General features: G+C 52.0%; 32 protein-coding genes. 5 read left to right on the top strand and 27 right to left on the bottom strand.

The window, feature by feature from the left end:
- Window positions 1-48: 48 nt before the first annotated feature.
- From leuB to leuC, 3 genes are all read right to left on the bottom strand, one after another.
- Window positions 49-1128: a 3-isopropylmalate dehydrogenase gene (gene leuB, locus HALO_RS10900; protein ID WP_035579719.1), complete on the bottom strand. Its 1080-nt coding sequence runs from the start codon at window positions 1126-1128 to the stop codon at window positions 49-51.
- Window positions 1129-1227: 99 nt separating this feature from the next.
- A complete protein-coding gene (gene leuD, locus HALO_RS10895; protein WP_035579722.1) occupies window positions 1228-1875 on the bottom strand; it encodes a 3-isopropylmalate dehydratase small subunit in 648 nt (215 codons plus the stop codon).
- Between the two features lie 3 nt (window positions 1876-1878).
- Window positions 1879-3330, bottom strand: coding sequence for a 3-isopropylmalate dehydratase large subunit (gene leuC, locus HALO_RS10890; protein ID WP_050713422.1), 1452 nt, complete (start codon window positions 3328-3330; stop codon window positions 1879-1881).
- A gap of 158 nt (window positions 3331-3488) precedes the next feature.
- Between leuC and HALO_RS10885 the strand changes: the two genes are divergently transcribed.
- Window positions 3489-4385, top strand: a complete 897-nt coding sequence (locus HALO_RS10885; protein ID WP_035579725.1) for a LysR family transcriptional regulator — start codon at window positions 3489-3491, stop codon at window positions 4383-4385.
- Between the two features lie 191 nt (window positions 4386-4576).
- Here HALO_RS10885 and HALO_RS10880 read toward each other — a convergent pair whose 3' ends face one another.
- From HALO_RS10880 to HALO_RS10815, 14 genes are all read right to left on the bottom strand, one after another.
- Complete coding sequence (locus HALO_RS10880) at window positions 4577-4996, bottom strand: GFA family protein (RefSeq protein ID WP_035579728.1); 420 nt, start codon at window positions 4994-4996, stop codon at window positions 4577-4579.
- Between the two features lie 212 nt (window positions 4997-5208).
- On the bottom strand, window positions 5209-5715 hold the full coding sequence (locus HALO_RS23100; protein WP_094584611.1) for a GFA family protein: 507 nt from the start codon (window positions 5713-5715) through the stop codon (window positions 5209-5211).
- Window positions 5716-5833: 118 nt separating this feature from the next.
- The gene (locus tag HALO_RS10875) at window positions 5834-6382 is read right to left on the bottom strand and encodes a macro domain-containing protein (RefSeq protein ID WP_035579731.1); all 549 of its coding nucleotides are present in this window, start codon (window positions 6380-6382) and stop codon (window positions 5834-5836) included.
- Window positions 6383-6497: 115 nt separating this feature from the next.
- Window positions 6498-7070, bottom strand: coding sequence for a nicotinamidase (locus tag HALO_RS10870; protein ID WP_035579733.1), 573 nt, complete (start codon window positions 7068-7070; stop codon window positions 6498-6500).
- A gap of 61 nt (window positions 7071-7131) precedes the next feature.
- Entirely contained in the window at window positions 7132-7506 is a 375-nt protein-coding gene (locus HALO_RS10865; protein WP_035579736.1) for a VOC family protein, read from the bottom strand.
- 332 nt (window positions 7507-7838) lie between these two features.
- On the bottom strand, window positions 7839-8006 hold the full coding sequence (locus tag HALO_RS23740) for an addiction module protein (protein WP_442905669.1): 168 nt from the start codon (window positions 8004-8006) through the stop codon (window positions 7839-7841).
- Between the two features lie 15 nt (window positions 8007-8021).
- Window positions 8022-8351 (bottom strand): DHCW motif cupin fold protein, encoded by a 330-nt coding sequence (locus HALO_RS10850; RefSeq protein WP_081899077.1) that lies wholly within the window; start codon window positions 8349-8351, stop codon window positions 8022-8024.
- A gap of 248 nt (window positions 8352-8599) precedes the next feature.
- A complete protein-coding gene (locus HALO_RS10845) occupies window positions 8600-9055 on the bottom strand; it encodes a GFA family protein (RefSeq protein WP_035579746.1) in 456 nt (151 codons plus the stop codon).
- A gap of 220 nt (window positions 9056-9275) precedes the next feature.
- Window positions 9276-9749: a hypothetical protein gene (locus HALO_RS10840; RefSeq protein WP_050713421.1), complete on the bottom strand. Its 474-nt coding sequence runs from the start codon at window positions 9747-9749 to the stop codon at window positions 9276-9278.
- 75 nt (window positions 9750-9824) lie between these two features.
- Window positions 9825-10439, bottom strand: coding sequence for a LysE family translocator (locus tag HALO_RS10835; RefSeq protein ID WP_035579749.1), 615 nt, complete (start codon window positions 10437-10439; stop codon window positions 9825-9827).
- A 14-nt stretch (window positions 10440-10453) separates the two neighbouring features.
- Window positions 10454-11077: a SagB/ThcOx family dehydrogenase gene (locus HALO_RS10830; RefSeq protein ID WP_050713420.1), complete on the bottom strand. Its 624-nt coding sequence runs from the start codon at window positions 11075-11077 to the stop codon at window positions 10454-10456.
- 37 nt (window positions 11078-11114) lie between these two features.
- Window positions 11115-11342: a DHCW motif cupin fold protein gene (locus HALO_RS10825; RefSeq protein ID WP_081899078.1), complete on the bottom strand. Its 228-nt coding sequence runs from the start codon at window positions 11340-11342 to the stop codon at window positions 11115-11117.
- The gene (locus tag HALO_RS10820; RefSeq protein WP_035579752.1) at window positions 11305-11937 is read right to left on the bottom strand and encodes a LysE family translocator; all 633 of its coding nucleotides are present in this window, start codon (window positions 11935-11937) and stop codon (window positions 11305-11307) included. The genes HALO_RS10825 and HALO_RS10820 overlap by 38 nt, the downstream gene beginning before the upstream one ends.
- A gap of 58 nt (window positions 11938-11995) precedes the next feature.
- Window positions 11996-12742, bottom strand: coding sequence for a DUF899 domain-containing protein (locus HALO_RS10815; RefSeq protein WP_035579755.1), 747 nt, complete (start codon window positions 12740-12742; stop codon window positions 11996-11998).
- A gap of 266 nt (window positions 12743-13008) precedes the next feature.
- Here HALO_RS10815 and rlmF point away from each other — a divergent pair, with 266 nt between their 5' ends.
- Entirely contained in the window at window positions 13009-13947 is a 939-nt protein-coding gene (gene rlmF, locus HALO_RS10810) for a 23S rRNA (adenine(1618)-N(6))-methyltransferase RlmF (RefSeq protein WP_050713419.1), read from the top strand.
- 214 nt (window positions 13948-14161) lie between these two features.
- Here rlmF and HALO_RS10800 read toward each other — a convergent pair whose 3' ends face one another.
- Both HALO_RS10800 and HALO_RS10795 read right to left on the bottom strand, forming a co-directional pair.
- Window positions 14162-14905 carry a sulfite exporter TauE/SafE family protein gene (locus tag HALO_RS10800; RefSeq protein WP_035579764.1) on the bottom strand — a complete coding sequence of 248 codons (744 nt, stop codon included), beginning with the start codon at window positions 14903-14905 and terminating at the stop codon, window positions 14162-14164.
- 52 nt (window positions 14906-14957) lie between these two features.
- Complete coding sequence (locus HALO_RS10795) at window positions 14958-15323, bottom strand: winged helix-turn-helix transcriptional regulator (RefSeq protein ID WP_035579767.1); 366 nt, start codon at window positions 15321-15323, stop codon at window positions 14958-14960.
- Between the two features lie 94 nt (window positions 15324-15417).
- Here HALO_RS10795 and HALO_RS10790 point away from each other — a divergent pair, with 94 nt between their 5' ends.
- Window positions 15418-16152, top strand: coding sequence for an SDR family NAD(P)-dependent oxidoreductase (locus HALO_RS10790; RefSeq protein WP_035579771.1), 735 nt, complete (start codon window positions 15418-15420; stop codon window positions 16150-16152).
- 217 nt (window positions 16153-16369) lie between these two features.
- Here HALO_RS10790 and HALO_RS10785 read toward each other — a convergent pair whose 3' ends face one another.
- The 7 genes from HALO_RS10785 to HALO_RS10760 form a co-directional block, all read right to left on the bottom strand.
- A complete protein-coding gene (locus HALO_RS10785) occupies window positions 16370-16783 on the bottom strand; it encodes a GNAT family N-acetyltransferase (RefSeq protein ID WP_009286968.1) in 414 nt (137 codons plus the stop codon).
- Window positions 16784-16891: 108 nt separating this feature from the next.
- A complete protein-coding gene (locus HALO_RS10780; protein WP_035579774.1) occupies window positions 16892-17221 on the bottom strand; it encodes a DUF2185 domain-containing protein in 330 nt (109 codons plus the stop codon).
- A 113-nt stretch (window positions 17222-17334) separates the two neighbouring features.
- Window positions 17335-18174: an IS3 family transposase gene (locus tag HALO_RS10775; protein ID WP_442906068.1), complete on the bottom strand. Its 840-nt coding sequence runs from the start codon at window positions 18172-18174 to the stop codon at window positions 17335-17337.
- Entirely contained in the window at window positions 18144-18515 is a 372-nt protein-coding gene (locus HALO_RS23735) for a transposase (RefSeq protein ID WP_027957506.1), read from the bottom strand. The genes HALO_RS10775 and HALO_RS23735 overlap by 31 nt, the downstream gene beginning before the upstream one ends.
- Complete coding sequence (locus tag HALO_RS23095; protein WP_157693168.1) at window positions 18469-18672, bottom strand: hypothetical protein; 204 nt, start codon at window positions 18670-18672, stop codon at window positions 18469-18471. Before HALO_RS23095 ends, HALO_RS23735 begins: the two co-directional genes overlap by 47 nt.
- A 256-nt stretch (window positions 18673-18928) precedes the next feature.
- Window positions 18929-20194 (bottom strand): hypothetical protein, encoded by a 1266-nt coding sequence (locus tag HALO_RS10770; RefSeq protein ID WP_035579780.1) that lies wholly within the window; start codon window positions 20192-20194, stop codon window positions 18929-18931.
- A 753-nt stretch (window positions 20195-20947) separates the two neighbouring features.
- The gene (locus tag HALO_RS10760) at window positions 20948-21541 is read right to left on the bottom strand and encodes a hypothetical protein (protein ID WP_035579782.1); all 594 of its coding nucleotides are present in this window, start codon (window positions 21539-21541) and stop codon (window positions 20948-20950) included.
- Between the two features lie 647 nt (window positions 21542-22188).
- Here HALO_RS10760 and HALO_RS10755 point away from each other — a divergent pair.
- Window positions 22189-22530, top strand: coding sequence for a phage integrase N-terminal SAM-like domain-containing protein (locus HALO_RS10755; RefSeq protein WP_081899080.1), 342 nt, complete (start codon window positions 22189-22191; stop codon window positions 22528-22530).
- A 502-nt stretch (window positions 22531-23032) separates the two neighbouring features.
- Complete coding sequence (locus HALO_RS10750; RefSeq protein WP_050713417.1) at window positions 23033-24346, top strand: hypothetical protein; 1314 nt, start codon at window positions 23033-23035, stop codon at window positions 24344-24346.
- Between the two features lie 4 nt (window positions 24347-24350).
- On the opposite strand, the gene HALO_RS10745 is transcribed toward HALO_RS10750, so the two are convergent.
- Window positions 24351-24872 (bottom strand): zinc ribbon-containing protein, encoded by a 522-nt coding sequence (locus HALO_RS10745; RefSeq protein ID WP_035579788.1) that lies wholly within the window; start codon window positions 24870-24872, stop codon window positions 24351-24353.
- Window positions 24873-24879 lie beyond the last annotated feature (7 nt).

Here is a 24879-nt window from a genome sequence, read left to right as displayed (position 1 = left end):
ACAGCGCCCCCTCGTAGACCTATCGCCGGAGTAGCCCGACGACTTTACTCACTGCTTAGCAAACGCAGCCAACACCGCATCGCCCATGGCATCGGTACCAATGGCCTGCATACCTTCAGAGGCGATATCCGCCGTGCGCAGGCCGTCATCCAGCACGCTGCCTACAGCGGCTTCAATACGCTCAGCCATGGCATTCTCGTTTAATGAGTAGCGCAGCATCATGGCAACAGACAGCATCATGGCCAGCGGATTAGCCACGTTTTGACCGGCGATGTCCGGCGCGCTGCCGTGGCAAGGCTCGTACATGCCCTGTCCGCTTTCGTTAAGCGATGCTGAAGGCAGCATCCCAATGGAGCCGGTGAGCATGGCGGCAGCATCGGAAAGAATGTCGCCAAACATATTGCCCGTCACCACTACGTCAAACTGCTTGGGCGCGCGCACCAATTGCATGGCGGCGTTATCCACGTACATATGGGAGAGCTCTACGTCTGGGTACTCTGGCGCCAAACGCTCCATCACTTCCCGCCACAAGATGGTGACTTCCAGCACGTTGGCTTTATCTACTGAGCAAAGTTTTTTGCCGCGCTTTTGGGCCATTTCAAACGCCACTCGGCCAATACGCTCAATCTCGCTTTCAGAATAGATATAGGTATTAAAGCCCACTCGCTCACCGTTGCGCACTTCAATGCCACGGGGCTGGCCGAAATAGATACCGCCGGTGAGTTCACGGACAATCATAATATCCAGCCCGGCCACTAGCTCAGGCTTCAGGCTGGAAGCGCTGGCCAACTGCGGGTAAAGCATTGCTGGGCGCAGGTTGCCGAACAATCCCAGGTTTTTACGCAGACCCAGCAGGCCTTTTTCAGGACGCTTGGAGAGGTCTTCAATTTTGTCCCACTTGGGACCACCCACAGCCCCCAGCAGAATAGCGCTGGCGGCTTTGGCTTTTTCAAGGGTTTCCGCAGGCAGCGGCTCGCCGTGCACATCATAGGCCGAGCCGCCCACCAGGCCTTCTTCGACTTCAATATCCAAGCCCGCTTCCTGGCACGCCTTCAACAAACGTGCCGCCTGAGCAGCAATCTCGGGGCCGATACCATCACCCGGCAGCAATAAAACCTTATGCGTCATGCTGAATCCTTAACGTGTTATCAAGCGACTTTGGCCGCTTTGCGCGTTGCAATGGGGTTGCAACGCGCTATCAAACTGACTGTGAAAACTGGAAAGCGTTTAGGCAGACTGCCGGAACAACCAGGGGCGCGCGGCTTTATGCTTCTGCTCAAAAGCACGAATGGCGTCTTCGTCTTTTAGCGTCAGGCCAATATCGTCCAGCCCTTCCAGCAGGCAGTGTTTGCGGAACTCATCCACTTCAAACTCTAAAATCTCACCACTGGGAGTAACCACCCGCTGGTTCTCTAAATCCACATCCAACTGGTAGCCTTCGTTGGCTTCCACTTCAGCAAACAGGCGATCGACCACATCTTCTGGGAAGGTGATCAGCAAAATGCCGTTCTTGAACGAGTTGTTGTAGAAGATATCGGCAAAGCTAGGCGCAATCACCACCTTGAAACCGAAATCTTCCAGCGCCCAAGGCGCGTGTTCGCGGGAGCTACCGCAACCAAAGTTACGCCGCGCCAGCAGCACTTCAGAACCTTTGAAGCGCGGCTGGTTCAAGACGAAATCAGGATTGAGCGGGCGCTGCGAGCAATCCTGCCCCGGCTGGCCTTCATCCAAATAACGCAATTCATCAAACAGATTAACGCCAAAGCCGGTGCGCTTGATTGATTTCAAAAACTGCTTCGGGATAATCAGATCGGTATCGACGTTGGCGCGATCAAGGGGCGCAACCACACCTCCAAAACGTTCAAATTTTTTCATGGCTTAGGCCTCCTGAGCGTGAGTGGCGTCGTTAGCGGGCAAGCTGCGGACATCGACAAAGTGACCGGCGATTGCCGCTGCCGCTGCCATGGCAGGGCTGACCAAGTGGGTGCGGCCACCGTAGCCCTGCCGCCCTTCAAAGTTACGGTTAGAGGTCGAAGCGCAGTGTTCGCCGGCACCCAACTTATCCGCGTTCATGGCCAAACACATGGAGCAGCCCGGTTCACGCCACTCAAAACCCGCTTCAATAAAGATTTTATCCAACCCTTCCGCTTCTGCCTGGCGCTTCACCAAGCCAGAGCCCGGCACCACCATGGCCAGTTTGATAGAGTCAGCGACTTTTTTGCCCTTGGCCACCTTGGCGGCTTCACGCAAGTCTTCAATACGCGAGTTGGTGCAGGAACCGATAAAAATCTTATCCAGCTTAATGTCGGTAATTTTCTGGTTGGGCTGAAGGCCCATATACTCAAGCGCTCGCGTATGGCTGCGCTGTACGGTTTCATCCAGCGCGGCTAACGGGTCGGGCACTTGGCCGGAAATGCCGGTGACCATTTCCGGGCTGGTACCCCAGCTCACCTGTGGCTCGATCTCTTCAGCCTGCAAAGTAACCACTTTATCGAACTGCGCATCGTCATCAGAGACCAGATTGCGCCAGTCGGCTACTGCGGCTTCCCACTGTTCTGCGGTCGGCGCAAAGGGGCGCTTACCAAGATAATCGATGGTGGTGTCGTCTACGGCGATCAGACCGACCCGTGCGCCCGCTTCAATGGCCATATTGCACACAGTCATGCGGCCTTCCATAGAGAGCGAGGCAATGGCACTTCCAGCAAATTCAATGGCGTAGCCAGTGCCGCCTGCGGTGCCGATCTTGCCGATAATCGCCAGCACTACGTCTTTGGCAGTCACGCCCAGGCCTAATTCACCCTCCACGCGCACCTGCATATTCTTCATTTTTTGCGCCAGCAAGCACTGGGTCGCCATGACGTGCTCAACTTCCGAGGTACCAATACCATGGGCCAAGGCACCAAAAGCCCCGTGGGTGGCGGTATGAGAGTCGCCACACACCACGGTCATTCCTGGCAGCGTTGCGCCCTGTTCGGGGCCAACCACGTGCACAATGCCCTGGCGCGGATCGTTGATTTTGAACTCTTCGATGCCGTACTCAAGGCAGTTGTCGTCCAGGGTTTGCACCTGAATCAGTGACACCGGATCTTTAATCCCGCTGTTGCCCTCGGCACGCTCTTTAATGGTCGTTGGCACGTTATGGTCGGGCGTGGCTAAATTGGCATCCAAACGCCACGGCTTACGATTAGCTAAACGCAGGCCTTCAAACGCTTGAGGCGAGGTCACTTCATGAAGCAACTGGCGGTCGATGTAGATCAACGCAGTGCCGTCATCGAGCTGCTTCACCAAGTGTTGATTCCAAAGCTTGTCGTAAAGGGTTTGACCTGACATGTGACTCTCCTGGGCAGTGCACTGCTAGTTCGGTATGGCCGCCTCTATGGGCTGCTTAAATTGCTTGTGGGTCAGTGTCACGCGACTCGCGCATAAAAGCAATTCATGTTATTCATAGTTTAGATTCCAAACTGGAATAGCTAATTAGGGAGCAGCCCTTGGATACCCAAAGCTTACAAGCCTTTTTGGCCGTGGCAGATACGCAAAGTTTCTCACGCGCGGCTGAACAGCTGCACCTAACCCAGCCTGCGGTAAGCAAACGCATTGCCACGCTAGAGTCCCAGGTGGGTACACGGCTGTTTGATCGTATTAGTCGGCGTATTGCGTTAACCGAAGCCGGTAGCGTGCTGCTACCCCAAGCGCGGCGGATACTGTTTAGCGTAGAAGATAGCCGCCGCGCGTTGGCCAACCTTTCTGGCCAAGTAGGCGGCAAACTCACCCTGGCCACTAGCCACCATATTGGCCTGCATCGCTTACCACCGCTATTAAAGCAGTACACCCAGCGCCACCCAGAGGTTACGCTAGACCTGCACTTTCTGGATTCCGAACAGGCTTACCAGGGAGTGCTGGACGGCACCCTGGAAATGGCCGTGGTGACGCTGGCGCCCCACCCTCATGAGCAACTGCAGGTGGTAGAGCTGTGGCGCGACCGGCTCTGTTTTGCCTGCGCTATCGATCACCCTCTTACCCACCAGGTCTCTCAAAGCGTTCTGTCACTGACCGATCTATGCGAATACAACTGCGTGATGCCGGGGGCGAAGACCTTTACAGGATCCCTTATCGCGCAGCGTTTTAGCCAAGCGGGCCTGGAACTGCCGGTGAGCATGGCAACCAACTATTTAGAAACGCTAAAGATGATGTGCAGCGTGGGCTTAGGTTGGAGCCTGCTACCGGAAAAAATGATCGACAGCGAACTGGTTGAGCTAAAAGTAGACACCCCGCCTATTTACCGCCCGCTGGGGTACTTGGTGCATACCAACCGAACGCTGTCCAATGCGGCGCAAATGATGATTGAGGAGCTGGAAAATACGCGGGGTGAGAGCCCTATAAAATAAGCCCTATGTGTAGCGCTCGTAGAACTCGCTTTCTCATGGCCACACGCTACGGTATGTGCACACATCTGGCTTTGTGGGTTTTTGTAGCGCGTGGTAAGCCTCAGGCGCACCCGCGGGAGCAGCGCGAAGCGGTGCCGGGGTTTAGCTGAGGTGCCACCGGGCGTCGTTCAGCCGGCTCCTGAATTGCCTCCCTATTCACCAAACTGGGCGAACACTTCTTCGCCGGTCAACTGCTTGGTTTTTTCTGCTAGTGAATAGTAACGCGGCTTTTGATCGATAAATATTTGCTCGGTTATTTTCCAATCATCCGCACCATCAAGAAGCCCAACGGGAAGCGCATAATGCCCATCCTGCTTTAAGCGATAAAAAAGGTGGGTGCCACATTTCTGGCAGAAACCACGCTCAGCCCACTCAGAGGAACTGAAGGTGGATATATACTCGGAGCCTTTAAAGTCCACACCACCGGCAAACTCAACCGCAAACAACGGGCCACCACCCCACTTTCTACACATCGAGCAGTGACAAACGCCGACATGGTTGCTTTTGGTGGCAACAGTAACGCTGACAATCCCGCAAAGACAGGCCCCATGAAGCTGTGTGGTGGATGCCATATTTATCTCCTTCAGATATTCGTGTTCAACCCTCAAAAGCCAAGATAGCTCAAAATTGATCCTTCAATATTGCCCCCCCCCCTTTAATCTATGAGAACTTCCGCTAAGAGCGCGTGTATCTTGGATCAAATGGGTAGATAACAGCACGCTTAGCTTTGTCGCCAAGGCACTGGCGCAACGAAGATGGCCTATCCCTGTTGGTGCGTCTCACGTTAGCGGCCAATAATCATCTGAAGCCTACTGACAACTAGGCGTACGATCAGCTTCAAAGGAAATGACTTATAGGCAGGCGGATCAGTTGGAAGAGTGCTGGGATCCTTGAGAAACTTGGTGGCGATACGTGACTGGAGAGGCGGTGCTTCGTCTACAAATCGTTGGCGATACAACGAGATCCAGTGCTGCGAATTTTCAAAGGAGACAAAAAGAGGTGAATTGCAGCATGTTGCCACCATACGACTCGTTGGCGATTTATCCCGAAATTTATAAGGATGGAGATACTCATGACCGCGCACTACGGCGTATCGGTCATTACGATGAAGCACATATTGGGTACCTAAAAATGGGTCCATGATGGGCTCCGGCGGCAAGAGTTTTGCAAGTTCATCTGCCGCAAATTGGCAATCATCACAATGGCACACAGTGCAATAGATTGGCGCGCCCTCTAGCTCAACGGCAACTTGGCCACATGAACACTCAACTAAAGATTGATCAACCGGCATCCGATTACCTCCAAGTGGACACTAGCGTCTAAGCTCGCCAGCGGCAATAAAGCGCCTGCTGACAAATAATCCAATCACTGCGCAGGGTTATGTAACTCTCGCCCAAAAGACACCGAAACTACGGTTCTACTGGATCAATGGTCAAGCGTTGAGCCAATGCTTTGTGGAGAGTCTGCCGAGCCGCTTCGTTAAACAGTACGAAACGGATCAGGCGCACTTTATGCAAGCTGGGGAGTGTGGCTTCAAGGGTAGCCGCACACACTTGAGCGGCTTCTTCCGTTGGATAGCCAAAGGCGCCAGTAGAGAGTGCCGGGAAAGCCAGCCGCTCAATATCATTCTCCTCGGCAAGTTTCAGCGCGTTGCGGTAGCAGTCCGCCAGCAGTTGATCCCCCGGCTTGTCGACGCCGTATACCGGGCCCAGGCAGTGAATCACCCAGCGATTGGGCAGGTTATGGCCGCCAGTGAGTACCGCTTGGCCCGGGACGATGGGCGCAATAAGCCGCCCCTCTTCCGCTAAGCCGGGCCCGGCTGCGCGATGAAGCGCCCCTGCTACACCACCACCGGTTCGCAATTGCGCATTGGCAGCATTAATCACAGCGTCTACATCGGACTGTTGGGCAATATCGCCCACCACGCACTGAACGCTGACTCGGCTCTTATCGCTCATAAACTCCCCCGTCTATATACGATGCATTGCGTCACACTCGCTGATGAAGGCCATCCTTTACTGCGGCAAATACCGGAAATGCGGTCTGAACAGAGCAGCTCCGCTCAACTACAGTTCACGCGCTGTCTTCGATAATCGCCCCGGCTTCGCGCATTTCATCCATCACGGCGCCCAATTGCTCCGCATTGACTGCGCGGGTGGCATCGGCGATTAAGTGGGTTTCAAAACCGAACTTGCAGGCATCTAGCACGGTAGCCTTAACGCAGATATCGCAGGCCAGCCCTCCAATCCAAACGCGTTTGATCCCCCGGCTTTCTAGAAAGCCTTGAAGGCCGGTGCCATCAAAAGCGGAGTAGGCGTCGCGATCAAATGCCGTACCCTTGCTAACGCGCACGGTATTCGGCGGCAATTGCAGGTCCGGATGAAAAGCAGCGCCTTCTGTATCCTGAAGGCAATGTGGTGGCCAAGGACCTCCTTGGGACTCAAAGGAGCAATGATCCACCGGGTGCCAGTCCCGGGAAACCACGGCCAGAGCACCCTGCTGGGCGGCCTTTTCCAACCAATCATTCAGCACCGGCACCACCGCATCGCCACCGTCAATACCCAGCGCGCCGCCAGGGCAGAAATCGTTCTGCACATCCACGGCGATCACCGCATCCTGTGAGCAAAGTGTTTCCGCAGCACGCATAAACAGCTCCTTTTAGCTTATCGGCGTTGCAACACGTACCGACATAATAACGCCGCAGGCATCAGTTACCCAGTTGGCGATCTTGACCAAACATGATTCGATGCTCCTCTGGGGTTGCTACACCAAACTCACGTAGCCCCCAAGGCTTATCAGCTATTGCCTGGAAAATTTCGGCGCCACGCTGCTGATAATTTTGGTAAAGTTCATCTATACCTTCACAGTTTAGATACGCAAAATAGGAATGCTCGTGCGTATCACGGGCAGGAAGTTCGTCCGGCCAGTGCCCCAACATAATGTGAAAACTGCCAAGGCTAAGGAACGACCAGCCATCCACACGGAAACGTAGGGAAAATCCAAGCTTGTCGAGAAAGTAGCTCTCGGTCGCCTCAAGATCGTTAACCGCCAGCACATGTTGGGTTGCTTTTACCTCAAACATCGTTGGCTCCTTCCTCGTGGATGCTCACTCATAACGCCCTTGTTAAAGCCTGGTCAGCCAGTAATATGGGCGTCGTCGGTCATGTGCAACATCAAGAACCTGGAAACCTCCAGGGTGCTTTCGGTAGACGATTGATAGTGGAAATCGATGAAGGGGAGCTCTGCGAATGTCTGGCTCAAGCTGGATTTGCCAAACTTCTGGCGACTCGTCAATCAATACGGCCAGGGCCTCAAATTCCTCTACAAAGGCACCACCCAACCCTAGAACTTTCGACTCGTAGTAACCGACTGATTCCAGAAACTCGGCTTCCGCTGCCGGGTGAAAAAAATAGTTCATTTGATCAGTGCTCGAGCCGTCCTCGTAACGTCGTCACCGGGCACAGCTTGCACCGACCCATTATCAAGTTCTTCTGCTCTCTTGCGAGCCTCAAATAACCAGTCGGATTTCAGCTCTTCCTCTGTCGGAGATTCAAGACTAAAGACCAATCGCCGGATCAACACAGCGTTTATGCGATGCTAGTCGACAACGAACAACTTAGCACCCTGCGCCGTCGAAGAACGATGAAGTTCGGCATTGTCGGCAACTTGATAGCTCGAACCAGGCGTCAGAACAAAGCAACGCCCATCGTCTAGCTCAGTATGCAACTCACCTTCAAGGCAGAGCAATATGTGCCCTTTAGCGCACCAATGATCAGCCAGATACCCAGGACTATACTCAACCATACGAACCCGAATATCCCCGAAATTTCGAGTCCTCCAATAAGCAACTCCATGCTCTCCGGAGTGTTCAGTCCTCTCAACTTCAGACCAATCGGTGACCCCGAAAGGTAAATCTGTAATGTTCAAAGTTCTTCCTCATTGGCACATAACATGAGTTTGAGCTGCGCCAGAGCGCGCAGGAGTCACTGAGTCGGGAGTCGAAAGCATACGCTGCGAAGGTAATTACTGAGGCCGTCATTTGAGGCTCCACAAGATCAGACTGGAAGGGTTCGCATGCAATCTAACACACAGCTCAGTGGGCGATTGAAGTGCCGCGTAAATTACTCCGCTGCAACTGATTATTGTGTGCTCAACCCCACTTTTAAATGCTATATTTACTCATGTTTTTGCGCATATTCCTGGAGCAATTCTGGGAATTTTTCCTGTGGTGGAAACTTACCAAAACTATACTCTGCACCAGTAATCGCCCACTCCAGTTTTTCATCCGTGTAAGTTTCAATGAACGGCTTATAGGTTCGAGAGTTCTCTAGCATCGTTGAACGTACATTTACAAAGTCATCCATACCTTCAGGACGCGTGAACAGCCAGCTCATGCAATGCCCGCAGAAAAAATGACGCGTTTTACCGTGAAGCCCACCGATAACAGGCACCCCAGAGGTAATCGAAAAGGCAGCGCTCGAAAATAACGAACTAAGGCTAAACGCGCTGGAAGTCATTTGCTGACACCCTGTGCAGTGACAAGCCATTGTGACCATTGGCTTTGTGCTAACCTCAAATTCAACCTGTCCGCAACGGCAACGACCTTTAATATTATGAGACGCACTGTTCATCGTATTCTATCTCCAAGTTCAATCTTTTAGGGCCTTACCCATTCTTCGCCTGGGAAATGCTAGCCGCTGTAGGGCACGTAACGCCGCTCAGCACGCGTGGCTACAATATGGTGCGAAGCCGCAATGTAGTATCCGTTGTCCGCGTTTTTAGGCTACGATCATTGGTTTCGAACAATGGAAATCTTGTCCCTTTACTACAACACCTTCATTCACAGCAAGACTAACAATTTTTATGCCCCAATATTTTCAACAATTCATCTGCATCCTTGTTTGTTCTAATCGTATAAGTGGCAATATCTTTGCCTGATGAGCCTAATATCAACTCATCCTTCAACCCAAAAATCTCATCATACTTAAAAGGCCAATAAATCAATGAAAATTTGAGCTTATCCCGAATAGCCACTCGATAGACTCTTAGCCAACGTGGCGGCTTCATGAATACAAGAATGGTAGCTCTCGATGCTCTATCCGAATAGGTTCTGGAGTTTCCTCCTTCAATGATCCATTGATGTTTTGATGCCCAGGATCTTACTGTGCAATCAATTTCGGAGCTTGGCCGAAGCTTCCCCTTCTCATCATGAACGGCCTCATCAACACAATAAACAGCTATGTCTAGAATTCTCGACAGTCTAAGAGCCAACCTAGATTTACCTGCGCCAGGGCCCCCGATGATCATTATTCGTGTCGCGCTCATTCCCTCTCTCTTTTTACCTAGCGCTGAATTAAGCCGCGCCGCTTTGCGGCGTCGGTTTAAATGAATTGTTAAGCCTTACCGCTCAGTCAGAGCGAGCTGTAAGCCTAATCCCGCGAACGCTGCTGAGAAGCTCCTGCGCAACCAACTCTGAATCTTCGGTGACTCAATAACGACTGCTCTAAACGCATGGGCAAGCTGCCCGTAGATGACGAAGACAACAAAGGTCATCGCCATGAAAATAGCGCTCAGTCCGAGTAGCTGCCCTAATGATGACTGGGCGTCAGTTGCAACGAACTGCGGCAAGAAGGCCAAGAAGAAAATGGTCAGCTTGGGGTTTAGGATATTCAGCAGGAACGCCTTGCTCATAAGCGAAAAGGCATCACCTTTTCGCCTCAACTCATGAACAGAGAAAGCGCTTCGATCACGCCAAGTAACGACGGCAAGGTACAGAAGATATGCGACCCCCGCATACTTGAGCGCCTGAAATGCTATCGCGCTCGTATGCATGATGACCGCTAGGCCCAGAACAGTAGCCAGCAGGTGAGGCACAATACCAAGTGTGCAACCGATAGCAGCATAGAGACTTGCCAGGCGCCCATACATTAAGCCAATGGAAACGGTAAAGATAACGCCTGTACCTGGGATAAGTACGACAACCAACGAGGTAAGCAAGAACTCAGCAGAGAACATGAATGACGACTCCTCTATGGGACACGCCGCTGCCCGATGCACAGCAGCGCAGTAGGCTCCAAGTCTGAAGGCAATCTCAATACTTCCTTCACCCCTGGATCATCGAAACCTGCCACTAAAACACAACCAACTCCGAGCGCTGTACTCTGAAGATGAACATTTTGTGCTAGAGCCCCCGTTTCCATATAGACATAGCGAGCGCCGCGCTCTCCCTGGGGTGGCTGAGCTTCAAAGTGCCGAACTGCCTCTCCAAGATTCGCGGCAACTCCAATGACAAGAGCCGCTTCTTTCAACCATGGTTGATCGCCAATCCCTAGCGCTTGCACTGCACCTTCCGGAACACGGTTCCCAATTAACTTTAACGAATGATTATCAGCCTGATACTCATAGATACCGGGCTCAAGTTCCGATACCCGCTGCACCAAGATTTTTAGGTGTAGCGGGTATAATCCACCTGCCGATGGCGCTGCTCTTTTTGTATCCGGCCCTGTTACGCCCTGGGCCGACCAAAGCAATTGAGACAAAACACCGATAGGGAGCGGTGCATTCGTGTATTCCCTCACGCTGCGCCGAGCCGCAATACTACCAACCAATGACTTGGAGCCTTGCTGTTCTGGAGCAGGTAAGTCGAAGACCATGCGTTTACTCCCTATGTATAACAGTGATTATGTGATGCTAGTCGACGACAAACAATTTAGCTCCCAGCTCCGTCGACGAACGATGAAGTTCGGCATTGTCGGCAACTTGATAGCTCGAACCAGGCGTAAGAACAAAGCAACGCCCATCGTCTAGCTCAGTAAGAAGCTCACCTTCTAGGCAGAGTAATATGTGCCCTTTAGCACACCAGTGATCGTATATGGCATTATTAACTCGGACTGTTGCGCACCAAGAGAGCGCCGGCACCGATCATCAAACTGCCTGTAACCCAATCCCACCACTGCCGAATGCGCGGCCTGCGTAATGCCTGTGCTACGCGCTCCATAAGTATGACAACGCCCCACCACCAAGCGACACCAATCAGTACATCAAGCACCCCGAGTATCAAAATTTGCCGAGCGGCACTAACCGTGGGATCGATGAACTGGGGTAAGACACTGAGGAAAAAGATGACCGCCTTGGGGTTGAGCAAATTGCACAAAAAGCCATTGGCAAAAGCACGGCTACGGCTAGTGGCATCAATGTTTTCTTGCGCGTCTGCCTGTGCACTACGGTGCTGGCTACGACTGCTGTACAGAACTGCTAGCCCCATCCAGATTAAATAAGCCGCACCTGCCCATCGAATCAGCATAAACAGCTCAGCGGAGCGAGCCGCAATGGCCGAAAGGCCCAGAGCGGCCGTCAGCATGTGTATACAGAGTCCGCTCTGAGCACCCAGCGCAGCAGCTAAACCGAGTCGACGATGCTGTACCGCATATCGGCTGACTAGCAGAAAATCCGGACCGGGAATAAGGTATGCCAGCAATACGACTGCGATGAAGCCAATAAGCTCAATGCCCATTTACCTTCCTTCTATTATTATACCCCCCTGGGATGGAGCTAACGGCGACGGGCGGCAATCAGCAGGTGTGACAGACCGCTTCTGCCGGACTCACATCGTACTCATCGCGGCGACGAACCCAGTCCATGATTTCCTTCTCGTTGCGGCCCTTCGGCGTGATATCGAGATAAACGAAGGCGCCAATAACCTCTTCATTGCCACGGGCGTAGCTGGAGTAGGTATGGAACACAGCGCCACTTTCATCCCTGTAGACAACGCTAAGACCGGGCAATTCTTCGCTGAAGTATTTCGGATCCTCGATAGTTTGATAATTGTAGTGGAGCCGACCAGCCTCAAGATCCTCCCGTGCGAAAGAGACCTGAAAGTCAAAATTGAAATCGCTGCCCTGGGAGGACACCCACTGGGCTGTCCAGCCCATACGCCTCCGATAGGCTTCCAGCTTTTCCAACGGCGCGCGGGATACACGAACATAACTGACATCGTGATTGGCGAGGTGGACGATGGCGCCCTCGGCATGATCCGCCTCCAGCGAGCAGCTCGGGCAGCCCGCCTTCCAGTCAGGGCCGAACATGAAATGGTGAATGACTAATTGACTGTTTGTGCCAAATAGCTCGGCAAGCGTTTTCTTCCCTTCCAGCGTGTCGAAGACGTATTCTTTCTCCAGCTTAACCCATGGCAACTCACGCCGTTCACGGGCGACCAGGTCGCGCATACGCGTGAGCGCCTTCTCGTTCTTTAGATGGGCTTTGCGTGCCCGAAACCACTCCTCTTTGGAGACAACTCTCGGTGATTCAATCTGACTCATGACGGACTTCCTCGCGTAAATTCAGCGTTGCTCCGGCTTGCAGCACCGGAATAATGCGCTCTGCATAGAGTAGTCGTTCGCCACTGATCAAAATCGACAACACCGCCGCAATTAATGACGAGGGGCATCGGAGCTAACATATACATCCCCGGGAGAATGGGCGTCCATTTAACTACCAAGTATGCTCAACACAACCATGAAGATTATAATCACGCACTAAGCCATACCCTCTCGACAATTGAACGCCAAGCCTCGGGCCTATTACTGTGAACAACCACCATGGAAGKGAAAAAAGCCCAGCCAAGCCTGTTCGTAAAGGCCTGCACCCGAAGAATCTACACAACCAAGGCTATGACTTCCCAGTGCTCGTAAAGAGCCACCCACCACTAGCCCCCTATGTGAAGCCTAACGCTTATGGCGAACTTTCCATCGGTTTCGCAGACCCACTGGCAGTAAAAACCCTCAACGCCGCGTTATTAAACCGATACTACAATATTGTCGATTGGGATATTCCAGAGGGCGCGCTTTGCCCCCCGATCCCAGGCAGAGCCGACTATATTCATCACATGGCGGATTTAATTGGACTTGGACATGAACAGCCCAGCATCAAGCTGCTCGATATAGGGACAGGAGCCAATGGCATCTACCCACTACTGGCCTGCCAAATTTACGGCTGGCAGTGTGTTGGTAGTGACATTAACCCTCAATCGCTTGAGAACGTCGCCACGATTATCGCCAATAACCCCACGCTCAAAGATCACTTCACGCTGCGCACGCAGCACAATAAAAACCATATTTTTGAAGGGATTATTCAAGATGGGGAGTTTTTTGACGTCAGTGTATGCAACCCACCCTTTCACGCCTCGCTCGATGAAGCACTTAAAGGTAGCCAGCGTAAATTCAATAACCTTGCTCGTAGTCGCGGCGAACTAAAAACCACAACCCAATCGCCTACGCTGAACTTTGGCGGCTTGGGGGCAGAGCTCTGGTGTAAGGGGGGCGAACAGCTGTTTCTTAAAAAACTAATAAGAGAAAGCCAGGAGTATGCAACTCAATGCCGCTGGTTTAGCAGCCTGGTTTCAAAAACCGACAATGTTAAGCCTGCCAAGAAGCTGATTCGTAAGCTCGGTGCCGTTGATATACGGGAAATAGAGATGAAGCAGGGAAATAAGATCACGAGGATATTGGCCTGGACATTCATGTGAGCCGTTTCCGAGATGGCGCATGATTATGCGAAGTCTACCGTGACATTATTTCGCTGTAAGCACATCGCTCAGGATGGAGAACTGTCAGTGCTCGATCAGATAGTGCGCTACGTGAAAGGTACTTGGCTAAAGCGGATCTCGGTTGTTAATCATCACCATGGCGTATTGATCGTGGTTATAGGGTTTGAAGCCGCCACGAAAGGCGCTGACCGCCCTATGCAAGGGCGGTTTTGCTGACCAGCACGACACCGAAGGCGATCAGCATCAGCAACACCACTCTGCGGAAAGTGTCGGCATCCATCCGCTGGCGCACGATACCGCCGACCTTAGTGCCGACGTACACGGGTATCAGTCCCAGGAGCGAGATCCAAATCGATTCGACCGTCATGAGCCCCAGCTTCGCCAGGCCCACGGCCATAATTAGGCTCGAAAGGGTAAAGGAGATATTGATCGCCTGGATAAACCGCTTGGGATCGAGTTGAAGCGCCAACAGGAACGGCAAGACCGGCATGACTTGCGATCCGGTCATGCCATTCACCAGACCGGTGAGAAAGCCAGAAACCGGCGCAAGTTTGCGGCCCAGGCTCTCCGACATCGGTTGGCCAGGGCGAAACAGCGTAAAAGCGCCGTAGCCGATAAGCACCAGGCCCAGTATCGCGCCGGCGACTAGGCTATCGATCAGATCCAGTACGGCGAGGCCGATCAGCAGGCCGGGAATGGTGGCGAGAAACATCGGCCAGAAGCGCCGCACCGTCTCCCCAAAGTGCCCTGCCTGCATCATTACGATGGCGTTGCTCACCAGCGAGGGAATGATGACCAGCGGCATAGCGGATTTGAGGCCCAGCCCAAGCGCGAGAATGGGTAGCGCGGATGTTGAGAACCCCAGACCGGTTGCCCCTTTGACGAAGGCAGCCACAAGATAGGCACAGGCGATGATCAGAATCGTCTCGAAATTCACGGTGCATCCATACGGTAACTCTCACAGATTGGTCTTAGGCCGGCTTCGCTTCCTACCGGCTGGTTTTACGGCGGCCCATCGCCGCGGCAATGTCCTCTTCGTGCTCTTCGCCCCAGCCGCAAAGCGGCTCCATGGCCCGCACCAGACTTGCCCCGAAGGGCGTCAGGGAGTAGTCGACGCGCAGCGGGATCTCTCCATAGTCGGTGCGCTGGACAATACCGTCGGACTCCAGCTCCTTTAGCTGCTGGATCAACATTTTGTCGCTCACGCCTCGGACGCTTCGCTTGAGCTCGCCGTAACGCGTCGGGCCCTTGTTTAAAAAGAACAGAATCAACGGCTTCCATTTCCCGGAGATCACGTGCAGCGTCGCATGCAGGCCACAAATGAAACGTGGGTTTTCTGAGTTTTCTTTCGCCATAAAGGGTACTTACCAAAAGGTACATACTTGAACATTTGTAAGTGGTTTATATATTGTGAAAGCGCATCGAGTCAACACACACGGAGACCCAACCATGAGTCGGCTAAACGGTAAAATCGCACTAATCACAGGCGGAGCCAGCGGCATCGGCCTGGCCTCGGCCCAACGCCTCATCGACGAAGGCGCCTTCGTCTTCATTGTCGGACGGCGCCAGGACGTCCTCGACAACGCGGCTGAGGCACTGGGATCCAACGCCCGGGGTCTCCAGGCGGATGTGACGAAGCCGGAGGATCTTGACCGCGTATTTGAGACAGTCCAGAAAGAGAAAGGCCGCCTGGACGTACTGGTGGCCAACGCGGGCGTCGGCGAATTCGCCAGCCTAGGACAGATCACCGGGGAGCACTACGACTATATCTTTGACATCAACGTCAAAGGCACCCTCTTCACCGTCCAGAAGGCCCTCCCCCTGATGACGAACGGCGGCTCCATCATCCTCACCGGTTCCACGGTCGGCAGCATGGGCACCCCCGCGATGAGCATCTACAGCGCCTCCAAGGCGGCCATCCGAAACCTGGTGCGTAGTTGGGCCCATGATCTTAGGGGCACCGGCATTCGCGTGAACGTCATGTCTCCTGGCCCAACCAAAACAGACAAGTTAATCGAATTGCTCCCATCCGACGCCCTGAGCGAGATGAAACGGAGCGTACCCCTTGAGCGTCTGGGCGATCCCCAAGAAACCGCAGGCGCGGTGGCGTTCCTGGCGTCCGACGATAGCAGCTTTATGACAGGGAGCGAGGTATTCGTTGACGGGGGCTACGCGCAGGTTTAGGGGTTAGGCGGAGAACGGGAGGCAATGAACCAAAAGGGGTCAGATAGATTTTAGATCAGTCAGCTTGGTTAAAAATAAATCAACCTGCCTCATTAAGTGATCACAATAAACTCGATCTGCCCCCTTTAATTTTGGCTTCCCTTACACATAACACGGAGCACAGCGGCGGCCAGTCAGGGACGTCCGGCGGCTGCAAGCCGCGTACTGCTGCGAATTGTTATAAATCAGTTACTTTGGTGCTCATGAGAGCACTATTTCCAGAGAAGCCAAACTTCTCGTACAACCCTTGAGCATCGCGGGTTTGCAACACCATTTGAGTTCCCTTTATGGCCGGGTGCGTAACCAAGCATTCCATGATCCACTGCCCTAAACCGGCACCCCGATACTCGGGCTCAATCACAATATCCGCTACCCAGGTAAACGTAGCACTATCGGTGACTGCCCGCCCAAAACCTATCTGCGTGGCACCCCGGTAAAGACTGAAGCAGATGGAACCAGCAACCATGCGCTCTACGGTTTCTCGGGGACGGCGGTCACCCCAATAGGTTGCAGCAAGCAAGCGGTGGACAATATCCAGTTGCACTTTGGACTTGTCGTCAGTGATTAGGTAATCGTCCTTACGCCATTCCATCGATGGCTACTCCCTGATTTATAACGCCCCGCTAAACGGCGAGCGTTAGCGAGTCCGGTGGAGGCCACGCCTTTTGTGGCCGGAACGAATTTGAGCGGCTTGTTATGTTTAATCATCGATCTCAACAAGCTTACCCTCAGCATTTCTCTCGAATGCCGAACCATATGGAGCATCAAGAAATTCGACTATGTCAGGACTGTAATTAGCAATTGTGTTTACGTCATATATTTCGTGATTGCTTGGATCATCCATGTATTTCTCCGACTCCTTACCCCACATGAAACACCAGCCACTATCCATATCGTTTCGCGGCTCATCACGATACATGTAGCCCACCTTTTTTCCATGGACGGTAATCATATCCGTTGCTATACATCCGCCGCACCCTTTGGCAACATCCTTGATTTCATCAGCTCTCAACTTGAATTTTTTGGACATGACTCAGAACTCTCCAAAAAACATAACGCAAAGCTTTGGGGCGGCTGGAGCGCATCGTAAGCCGTCCCAGCCACGATAGTGTGGACTTCCCCCAATAAAATGGACACGCCCCATCAGTTGMCTCCTTCGAACTCTAGCGGAGTCCGGTAACCAAGGCCACTGTGCAGCCGTTGGGTATTATAAAAGCCTTCAATATAGGCTTTTATATGATTCCGTAATTGGCGCATCGTCACGAAGCTGGTGGCGTGCAGCAATTCTCCCTTGAGGATCTTGAAGAACGATTCAACCTCGGCATTGTCGGTACACTGACCAGGTCGGTTCATGCTGTGTTTTACTTGGTACTGCTTCAGCAGCGCTTGTGTCTTATGAGCTCGGTATTCGATGCCGCGATCCGTATGGAACAACAGGCCAGAATCCGGCTTACGGCTTGTGAAGACCTCCCGCAACGTTGCTCTGGCAAAGTTTGCGCTCAGACTCGCCCCCAAGCGCCAACTGATGATGCGGCGTGAGTACAGGTCCAACACTACCGCCAGGAACACGTACTTCTTGCCAAGCTTGATATACGTGACGTCACTGCTCCACTGCTGGTTTTCCGCAGTCGGCCTCGCTGCCTCAAGTCGATAATTTGGCAGGGCTTTCAGATCATTCCTGAGCTTCCTCAATCGGCGGTACACATGAGCAGAGCGGGCCTTCATGCCCCACTCCCGCATAATTTTCGCGACCCGATTCTCTCCGACCACCAAGCCTTCTCGGCGCAGCGTCTGGTAAACGCGAGGACTACCATAACGGCCTTTACTGTTGTCGTAGATCTTCCTGATCTTCAACAACAAGTCTGCCTTGTCAGTGGCTCTCTTGCTGGGCTCCCGGTTGGCCCAGGCATAGTATCCAGACCACGACACCTTCAGATGTCTGCACAGCGCTTTTACACTGTAGTCTCGTCGGTGTTTCCAGATGAACCGGAACGCTTCCGTCGTTCCTCGGCCTGAAAACGTTGAAACTTTTTTAGAATGTCGTTTTCCTCCTGAAGCTCCGATATCCGGCGTTTCAGGCGGGCAACCTCATCCTGTTCCTGGATCTTCTTCTTGGCGTCTGCTGGCGCTTTCTTTACCCGTTTCATGGCGAACTTTCCCTCTCGGTATTCCTTACGCCAGCGTGACAGCATGAAAGGGTGAATATCCAGCGCTTCGGCGACGCTTTTCACACTCCGGTGGGCCTGGTGACTCCACTCCACCGCTTTGACCTTGAACTCAGTGCTGTACTGCTGAGTTTTCTTCCCCGTGATCATCTCCGGCATCGTATTTCTCCTCCTGCAGAGTTATCGATGCGTGTCCACTGAACTGGGGGAAGTCCACCGTGTAGTGCTGCGCTTGGTTATGGCTGCGACGCTCCCAACCTTCTATTAGCACTTCGCATAGCGCTAGCGGAGCCACACCCCGAACAATGCGGGGCAAAAACTGAGCACCTGCCACCGCCCCAATTTTTCTTACTGGTACACCACGCTGTTAGCGATGATGTTGCCGAACAACTCTTACTTTCCGAGTGCCTCCAGGAGCGAAACTGCCAAGCCTGTGATGGACTGGAAAACTGCGATGCCGGGTAGGCTGGCTTTTGGCACGAGGTCGGCGAAACCTAGCGGCACCGAACTAAAAGCATAAAGCCGAGCACCCATAACGCCGCATTCACCGGCTAGTCCGGTGCAATGCTTTGTTAAGCCATCTTCTTTGTATTTCTGGCGGCCCTTTTTTCACTAGCTAGTCTTTCCAAAATCAGAGTTTGATGGGAAAGGATGTGTTCCAAATCAACCAAGGGAAGATCATAAGATCGCCTTGCCTCCGACTTTAAATCTGTCATTTCATCTAGAACTTCTTTGGACATGCAAGAGTTCAGCTCTAATTGAAATTCTACCTCTCCGACGCCAGCGCTATGCATTTTTCTTAACCTGTCATCTACCACTAAAACCTGTATTTGATTTTGTTTTAATATTTCAGAAAATTTATCATCAAAAGACACAAATACAGGGATGAAAAATGAGCCCAAATTGGTCGCTGTAGCCATTGTCTCAAGGGTTCGCATATGCGACATGTCCCAAGCCATTCCGCGAAGAGACTTTGCCAGATCTTTAGAGATCCCATTTAGCGGCCCGAAAAACCTTACCTTAGCTGGTTTATTTAGAAAGCTCCAAGCGAACTTGAGTTCATATTTTGGTAATTTCTTCAGCTGAAGCACACAAAAATCTATCAATTTTTTAAATGCTTCTTCAGGTGTGACTTTTTCACCAAGCCAGATAATAGCAAGCTCAAATAGTATTACCTGTGTAAACAACGCCTTGTGTTCACGCTTTTTAACTTCAGTTTCATTTACTAAACTTTCGTAGGTCTGATTCGCGTCTTCAATTAATACGTTTTCATCGCATGGAAATTTGGGCTTATTGGGATTCTTCTCAAAAGCATCCCAATCAATATAATCTAGCTTTTTAAAAGCGATGATCGTATTAAGCGGTCGTGCATTGTTTTTATCGACTCTGGAGAGTCGAAGGTTCTCAAACAAAAATGGCATCAAATCCGTTTGTAGTGAATATTCCTTTTTCAGCTTCAAAAGGGTAATTACTCGGTCACGATCCGTTTGGTTGATCTTCTCATGGTTGACATATGCTCTTACTTTTTCAGCGACATTCGAATCAAAAGAAAATGACCAATCGATCATTACATTGGATTTTCCACCTGTAATTGCATTCTGCAATGCTATTGAAGCAGAAGTAAAATATATTTTCGGCCCAAGAAAAAGTGGAGTAACCCATGGCGCTCTATTAGTAATATCTTCTAGATCAATACTTAGCCCGGCTCCTGAATCATTTTTAGTTGAAACGGCAGATCTTATATAAACAGCATCTTCAGGCCTCGAAATCTCATCTAGTTTTTCCAGCTCGCCGCGTATTATTAATTCAAATATCTCATCTACCACTGGTTTTTCCATTTAAAGGGGCTCTCTATCCATAGTGGCTTAACGCCGCCAACACGCGCTTGTCGCGTGCTTGGCTTTGTTATGTGATTTCACTGCGCGCATTCAACAACCCCTTCTATCAAGTACTCCCATATTATTCCCGAATCATATGTTTTCCGCTCGAAACCCGCAGATGGGAGCTCTAAAATGATGTTGTCAAACCCTGACCAGCACCCTCCCCATAGTCTATCAATATCATTAAGCATGAAAACCTTATAGGCATGCCTCGCCAATGAAACATGCTCCATATTGACTTTGGCTATTCTTGTTAGAGGCCACTCTTTCAACCTAAATTCTCGAACAGGTTCTAGTGGCCATCCGTACTTTCTTGAGACAAGCTCGCACGCTTCCATATTGCCGAAGGCGTACAGCGCTGACAGCCTCGATGGATATAACGGGTGATGCTTTTCCCTGAACACTTCAGCATCATACTCAATTCAATAATCATTGATTGCCGTTAGAAAGTACGGAGATATCGCGAGAACGTCATTGTGGCAGGGTTCATAGGGAAGATATCGCACCGTTCCCTCTATATATTTCCTTGCGAACTCTTCATCCGAACATGAGGCCACAGAACCTGAAAAAAACATTTTGGTTAGATTAAAGTTGTGATACGTAGTGGGGTTAAATTGGTCCACAAATATAAAGAATATATCTGGTGCATCTTCATCAATATTTATTAATTTCATACATACCCCAAGATCACGCATGCATATAACATTTGTATTATGTGGATTTTGCGGGGCGTTCCCACATATGGCTTACAGCAGACAACTGCCCTGGCTCCTGTAAGTCCTCTACCGACAACCCCTTCACAAAATATCTATCTGTAAGTTCGCGAATAGTCTCAAGGCGCTCACTTGGGCTGATTATCTCGTATACGACCGACGTAAATAGGCGCTGCAACTGTTCAGCTTGCCCATTCAAGCTCGCGCTCCTCGGCTTGTGGTGCAAATTGTATGATGCCACTAGAAAGTCTAAACCTATATTCCTGTACCCTCGGTAGGCTGGAGGCTTATCTATCCCATACTCATCGGGTTTGATATTTGGAAAGAAGAATCTGCCCTTTTCGATAGACGCTGAGAGCGCGATTAGCAAAGATTGCTTTTCATCGTCATGCTCAGAAAACTCCCTAAGCCTGAGCTCAGTGAGAACTTCGACAACGGAATGATGCCACTGCAAGAGCTGATTAATGTAATCATTAGCGATAGTAAACTTGGCATTTCGCCTGTCTCTTACGTAGAGAACAGCCAAAATTCCAGAAATCACCAAAGATATGCACGCTATCAAGTTCGAAAACTGATCTGATCCGATATCCATAAGCCCCTCTCACCCTCCTTGATCCACATAACGCCGCTCAGCACGCGCGGCTACGAAATGGAGGCGAAGCCGCAATGCAGTAACCGTCGCCGTGACTGACATGGTTAGAAACGCTCCAACAGGGCACGATTACTCCTGTACCGGCTCTCGCTTGGTAGTTTTTACTGTCACCTCGTCACAACCGGTAACGCATGCTTGGACGTATAGCATGACTATTGACTGCGCCGACGAATCGTAAGCACTGTATGAAGTCGAAACTGAGTATCCACCACCATGACTCGCAACAACACGGCCTTCTCGAAAGCCCCAGCTAGACTTACCTTGCAGCACTTCATTCTCTTCGATGTGGGGCATAATTGCAGACGTTGCCTCCGGCCACTCACACCATAGATTATCAAGGTCTGCGTACTTTTGACTCATMCTCATAGATAGTCTTTTCTAACAGGTATTAGACGGCGCGTCCTATAATTGGATGAACGCGCCAGCATGTTTACTTAGTAAATGTAGCCTACCTTTTCGCACATAACCACATGATTTTAAAATAAATTAACATTAATTAGGCTGCGTTTGCAGAATTCGCATGCTTGCGCGTTTTGCCAAACGCAATAATACTGTATACATATCCACCATCAGAAGACAGACACCAAATGGATATGCAAAGCAGGCCTCCGAAACTAATGGATCGTGTGAAAGCTGTTATGCGAGTAAAGCGCTACAGCCCACGTACTGAAAAAACATACTGTTACTGGATACGTTACTTCATTCGCTATCATGGGGTGCGACACCCTGCCAGTATGGGCCCTTCTGAAGTCCAAGCTTTTCTGGAGCACCTTGCCGGAGAGCTATATGTGGCTGCAGCTACACAAAACCAAGCGCTTAATGCTTTAGTATTTCTGTATCGCCATATCCTTGATATGCAATTGGGTGATATTGGTACCTTTTCACGAGCTAAACGCCCGCGTCGATTACCTGTTGTGCTTTCTCACTAAGAGGTTATGCACGTATTAAATCGAGTGTGTGGGCCTATGAATTTGATAGCCCTCCCCTGACCTGAGGAAGGAATTTGCCGGTGTGCGCTGCCCTTTAGGCTAATGAGCTAAAACGAAACCACGCTACCGCCACGGCGCACCTGGGTTACGTTAAAACGCTCCGCTTGCGACCGAATCTGACTAATTAATCATACCTTATTCATAAATTTGGATTAGGTCACGTATCGATGAAAAAAAGTGTTTCCTCTCTGAGGGCAACGGCTCGTTAGTTGCATGGATCTGGCATCGCTGCGCGAYGCTCCCGCGGGTGCCTCATTTGCTCGTTCCTCGCAGATTCGTTACCACGCGCTACAAGGTTGCTTTCTTACATTTCAGTAACACCGCCAGCATTGCGGCTTAATCTTCGCGCGCTGAAGCGCCCTCCCACAATGTTGAGGCGCTGTTGCGCTGGCCTTCCTTCGCAAATCCGATTAGCCTGCTAATTCACTATTAAGGGTTTGGCATGCAAGAGACGACTTCTCGGCAGCGCTTGGCGGGCGTGCTGATTTTGCTTGGTTTGATCGCACAAATTATTGGCTTTACCGGCTGGTTGAGCACTGCCCATGCGGTGAGCTATTTGCTGTGGGCGGCGGTTTTGTTGCTGTGGCGGGATATTCCCCGTCGTTCGCGTATCCAGGCGGCCGTGCTAATCGCACTGGGCGCTGGCATGCTGCTGGTGGCGCGGTTTGTGTATGGCGCAGAGGTGGATTGGCCCGCTATGTTGCAGGGCAATTCGTTTGTGGCGGCTATGCTGGTGGGCGTTAGTTTTATCTCGCTGATTGGTAAGCAAGGCAACAAGGGTGCGACAGGCAGCCGAGTGACTGGGGCGGGTGGCGTGCTGCGTACTTGGCTGGGCGTTCACTTCCTGGGTACGATTTTAAATCTCTCTACCGTGTTTATGGTGGGCGATAAACTGGCCCGGCGTGGCCCGCTGACGACACCGCAGCTGTTGGCGCTTAACCGTGGGCTGAGCAGCGCGGCACTGTGGTCGCCGTTTTTTGCCTCCATGGGTGTGGTGATCGCGCTGGTGCCCGACGTTGAGTACGCGCAAATTGCCGTGGTGGGCTTTCCCATGGCGATGCTGTCAGGGCTGTTAACCACGCTGGAGCTTAGGCGGCGGTTCGATCTTGCTGAGGTGGATGGCTACTCGCTGGCACCGCGCAGCCTGTTGATGCCGGTGGGCATGGCGGCGTTGGTGATGCTGTTTCACTTTGTGCTCMCCCCTGCCCTGACCATCGTCAGTATTATTACCTTTCTGCTACCTAGCGTTGCGCTGCTAAGTAACCTGCCCCATGGGCCCAAATTTACCCTGCGGCGGATTCGTCAGCACACCACCACGCGGTTACCCGCCATGCGCGGGGAGATTTCGCTGTTTTTGGCGGCGGGGTTATTAACCATTGGCCTTTCGACACTGGTAACCGCCGCGGCTGGCAGCGACTGGACATTGTTCACCCGCTTTGGTGCGCCCCAGGCGATGCTTAGCTTTGCGGGGATCACGTTGAGCGCACTGGCAGGTTTACATCCCATTATTGGCGTATCGGTGCTGGCGTCGATCCTCAATTTGCAGGGCGGCGAACAAACCGTGTTTGCGTTTGTGGCGTTAACCTCGTGGGCAGTGGGCACCAGCGTGGGCCCGCTTTCGGGGATCAMCCTGTCACTGCAGGGTCGCTACGGGGTGAGCGGCTACCGCATGATGAAAAATAACCTGCTCTACGCGGCGGTCATGAGCCTGCTCTCGCTGGGGGCGATTGCAGGCGTCAGTTTACTGGCTACCTAATCGATCAGGTCTCAATGATTTTATTGGGAAAACGGTAGAAGTAGCGGTGGCCGCACTGGTGGCAGGGTTCCAGGCGGGCAACAGATGGCAGCATTACCTGAGCATCGCAGTGGGTGCAGGCCATTAGGCCGGGCGCCGCCATTTCACCTTCGCAGTAGTCCGCGCGGGCAGCTTCTAAATCCTCCTCAAAGCGCTCGCGTTCGACCACGCTGCGATCAGCAATCGAAAGCAGCGACTCCGCCACGCGGCGGGAAAGGCCGTCGATATCAATGCCCAACCAGCTGGCCACCTGCTTGCCGGTGTCTGCCATGTAGTAGCGCATATCTTTCAGGTCACGCTCGACCCAGGCACGCAGCAGGGCTAGCTCGTCTTTGGTGTACTCTTCCAGCTCCGCTTCAAACTCGACCGCGTCGTCCAGATCCTTCTGTAAGTTTTCCCAGGTTAGCTCGTTAGCGCCCCCCTGCATCCGCTCCAGCAAGCGTTCGTAGCCTTCGCGTAGGCGATTGTCATTCTGTTGTTCACTCATGGTGCTT

The sequence above is a fragment of the Halomonas sp. R57-5 genome, from assembly GCF_900070345.1.
GTDB classification, from domain to species: domain Bacteria; phylum Pseudomonadota; class Gammaproteobacteria; order Pseudomonadales; family Halomonadaceae; genus Vreelandella; species Vreelandella ventosae_B.
This window is presented reverse-complemented; position numbering and strand designations above follow the sequence as displayed.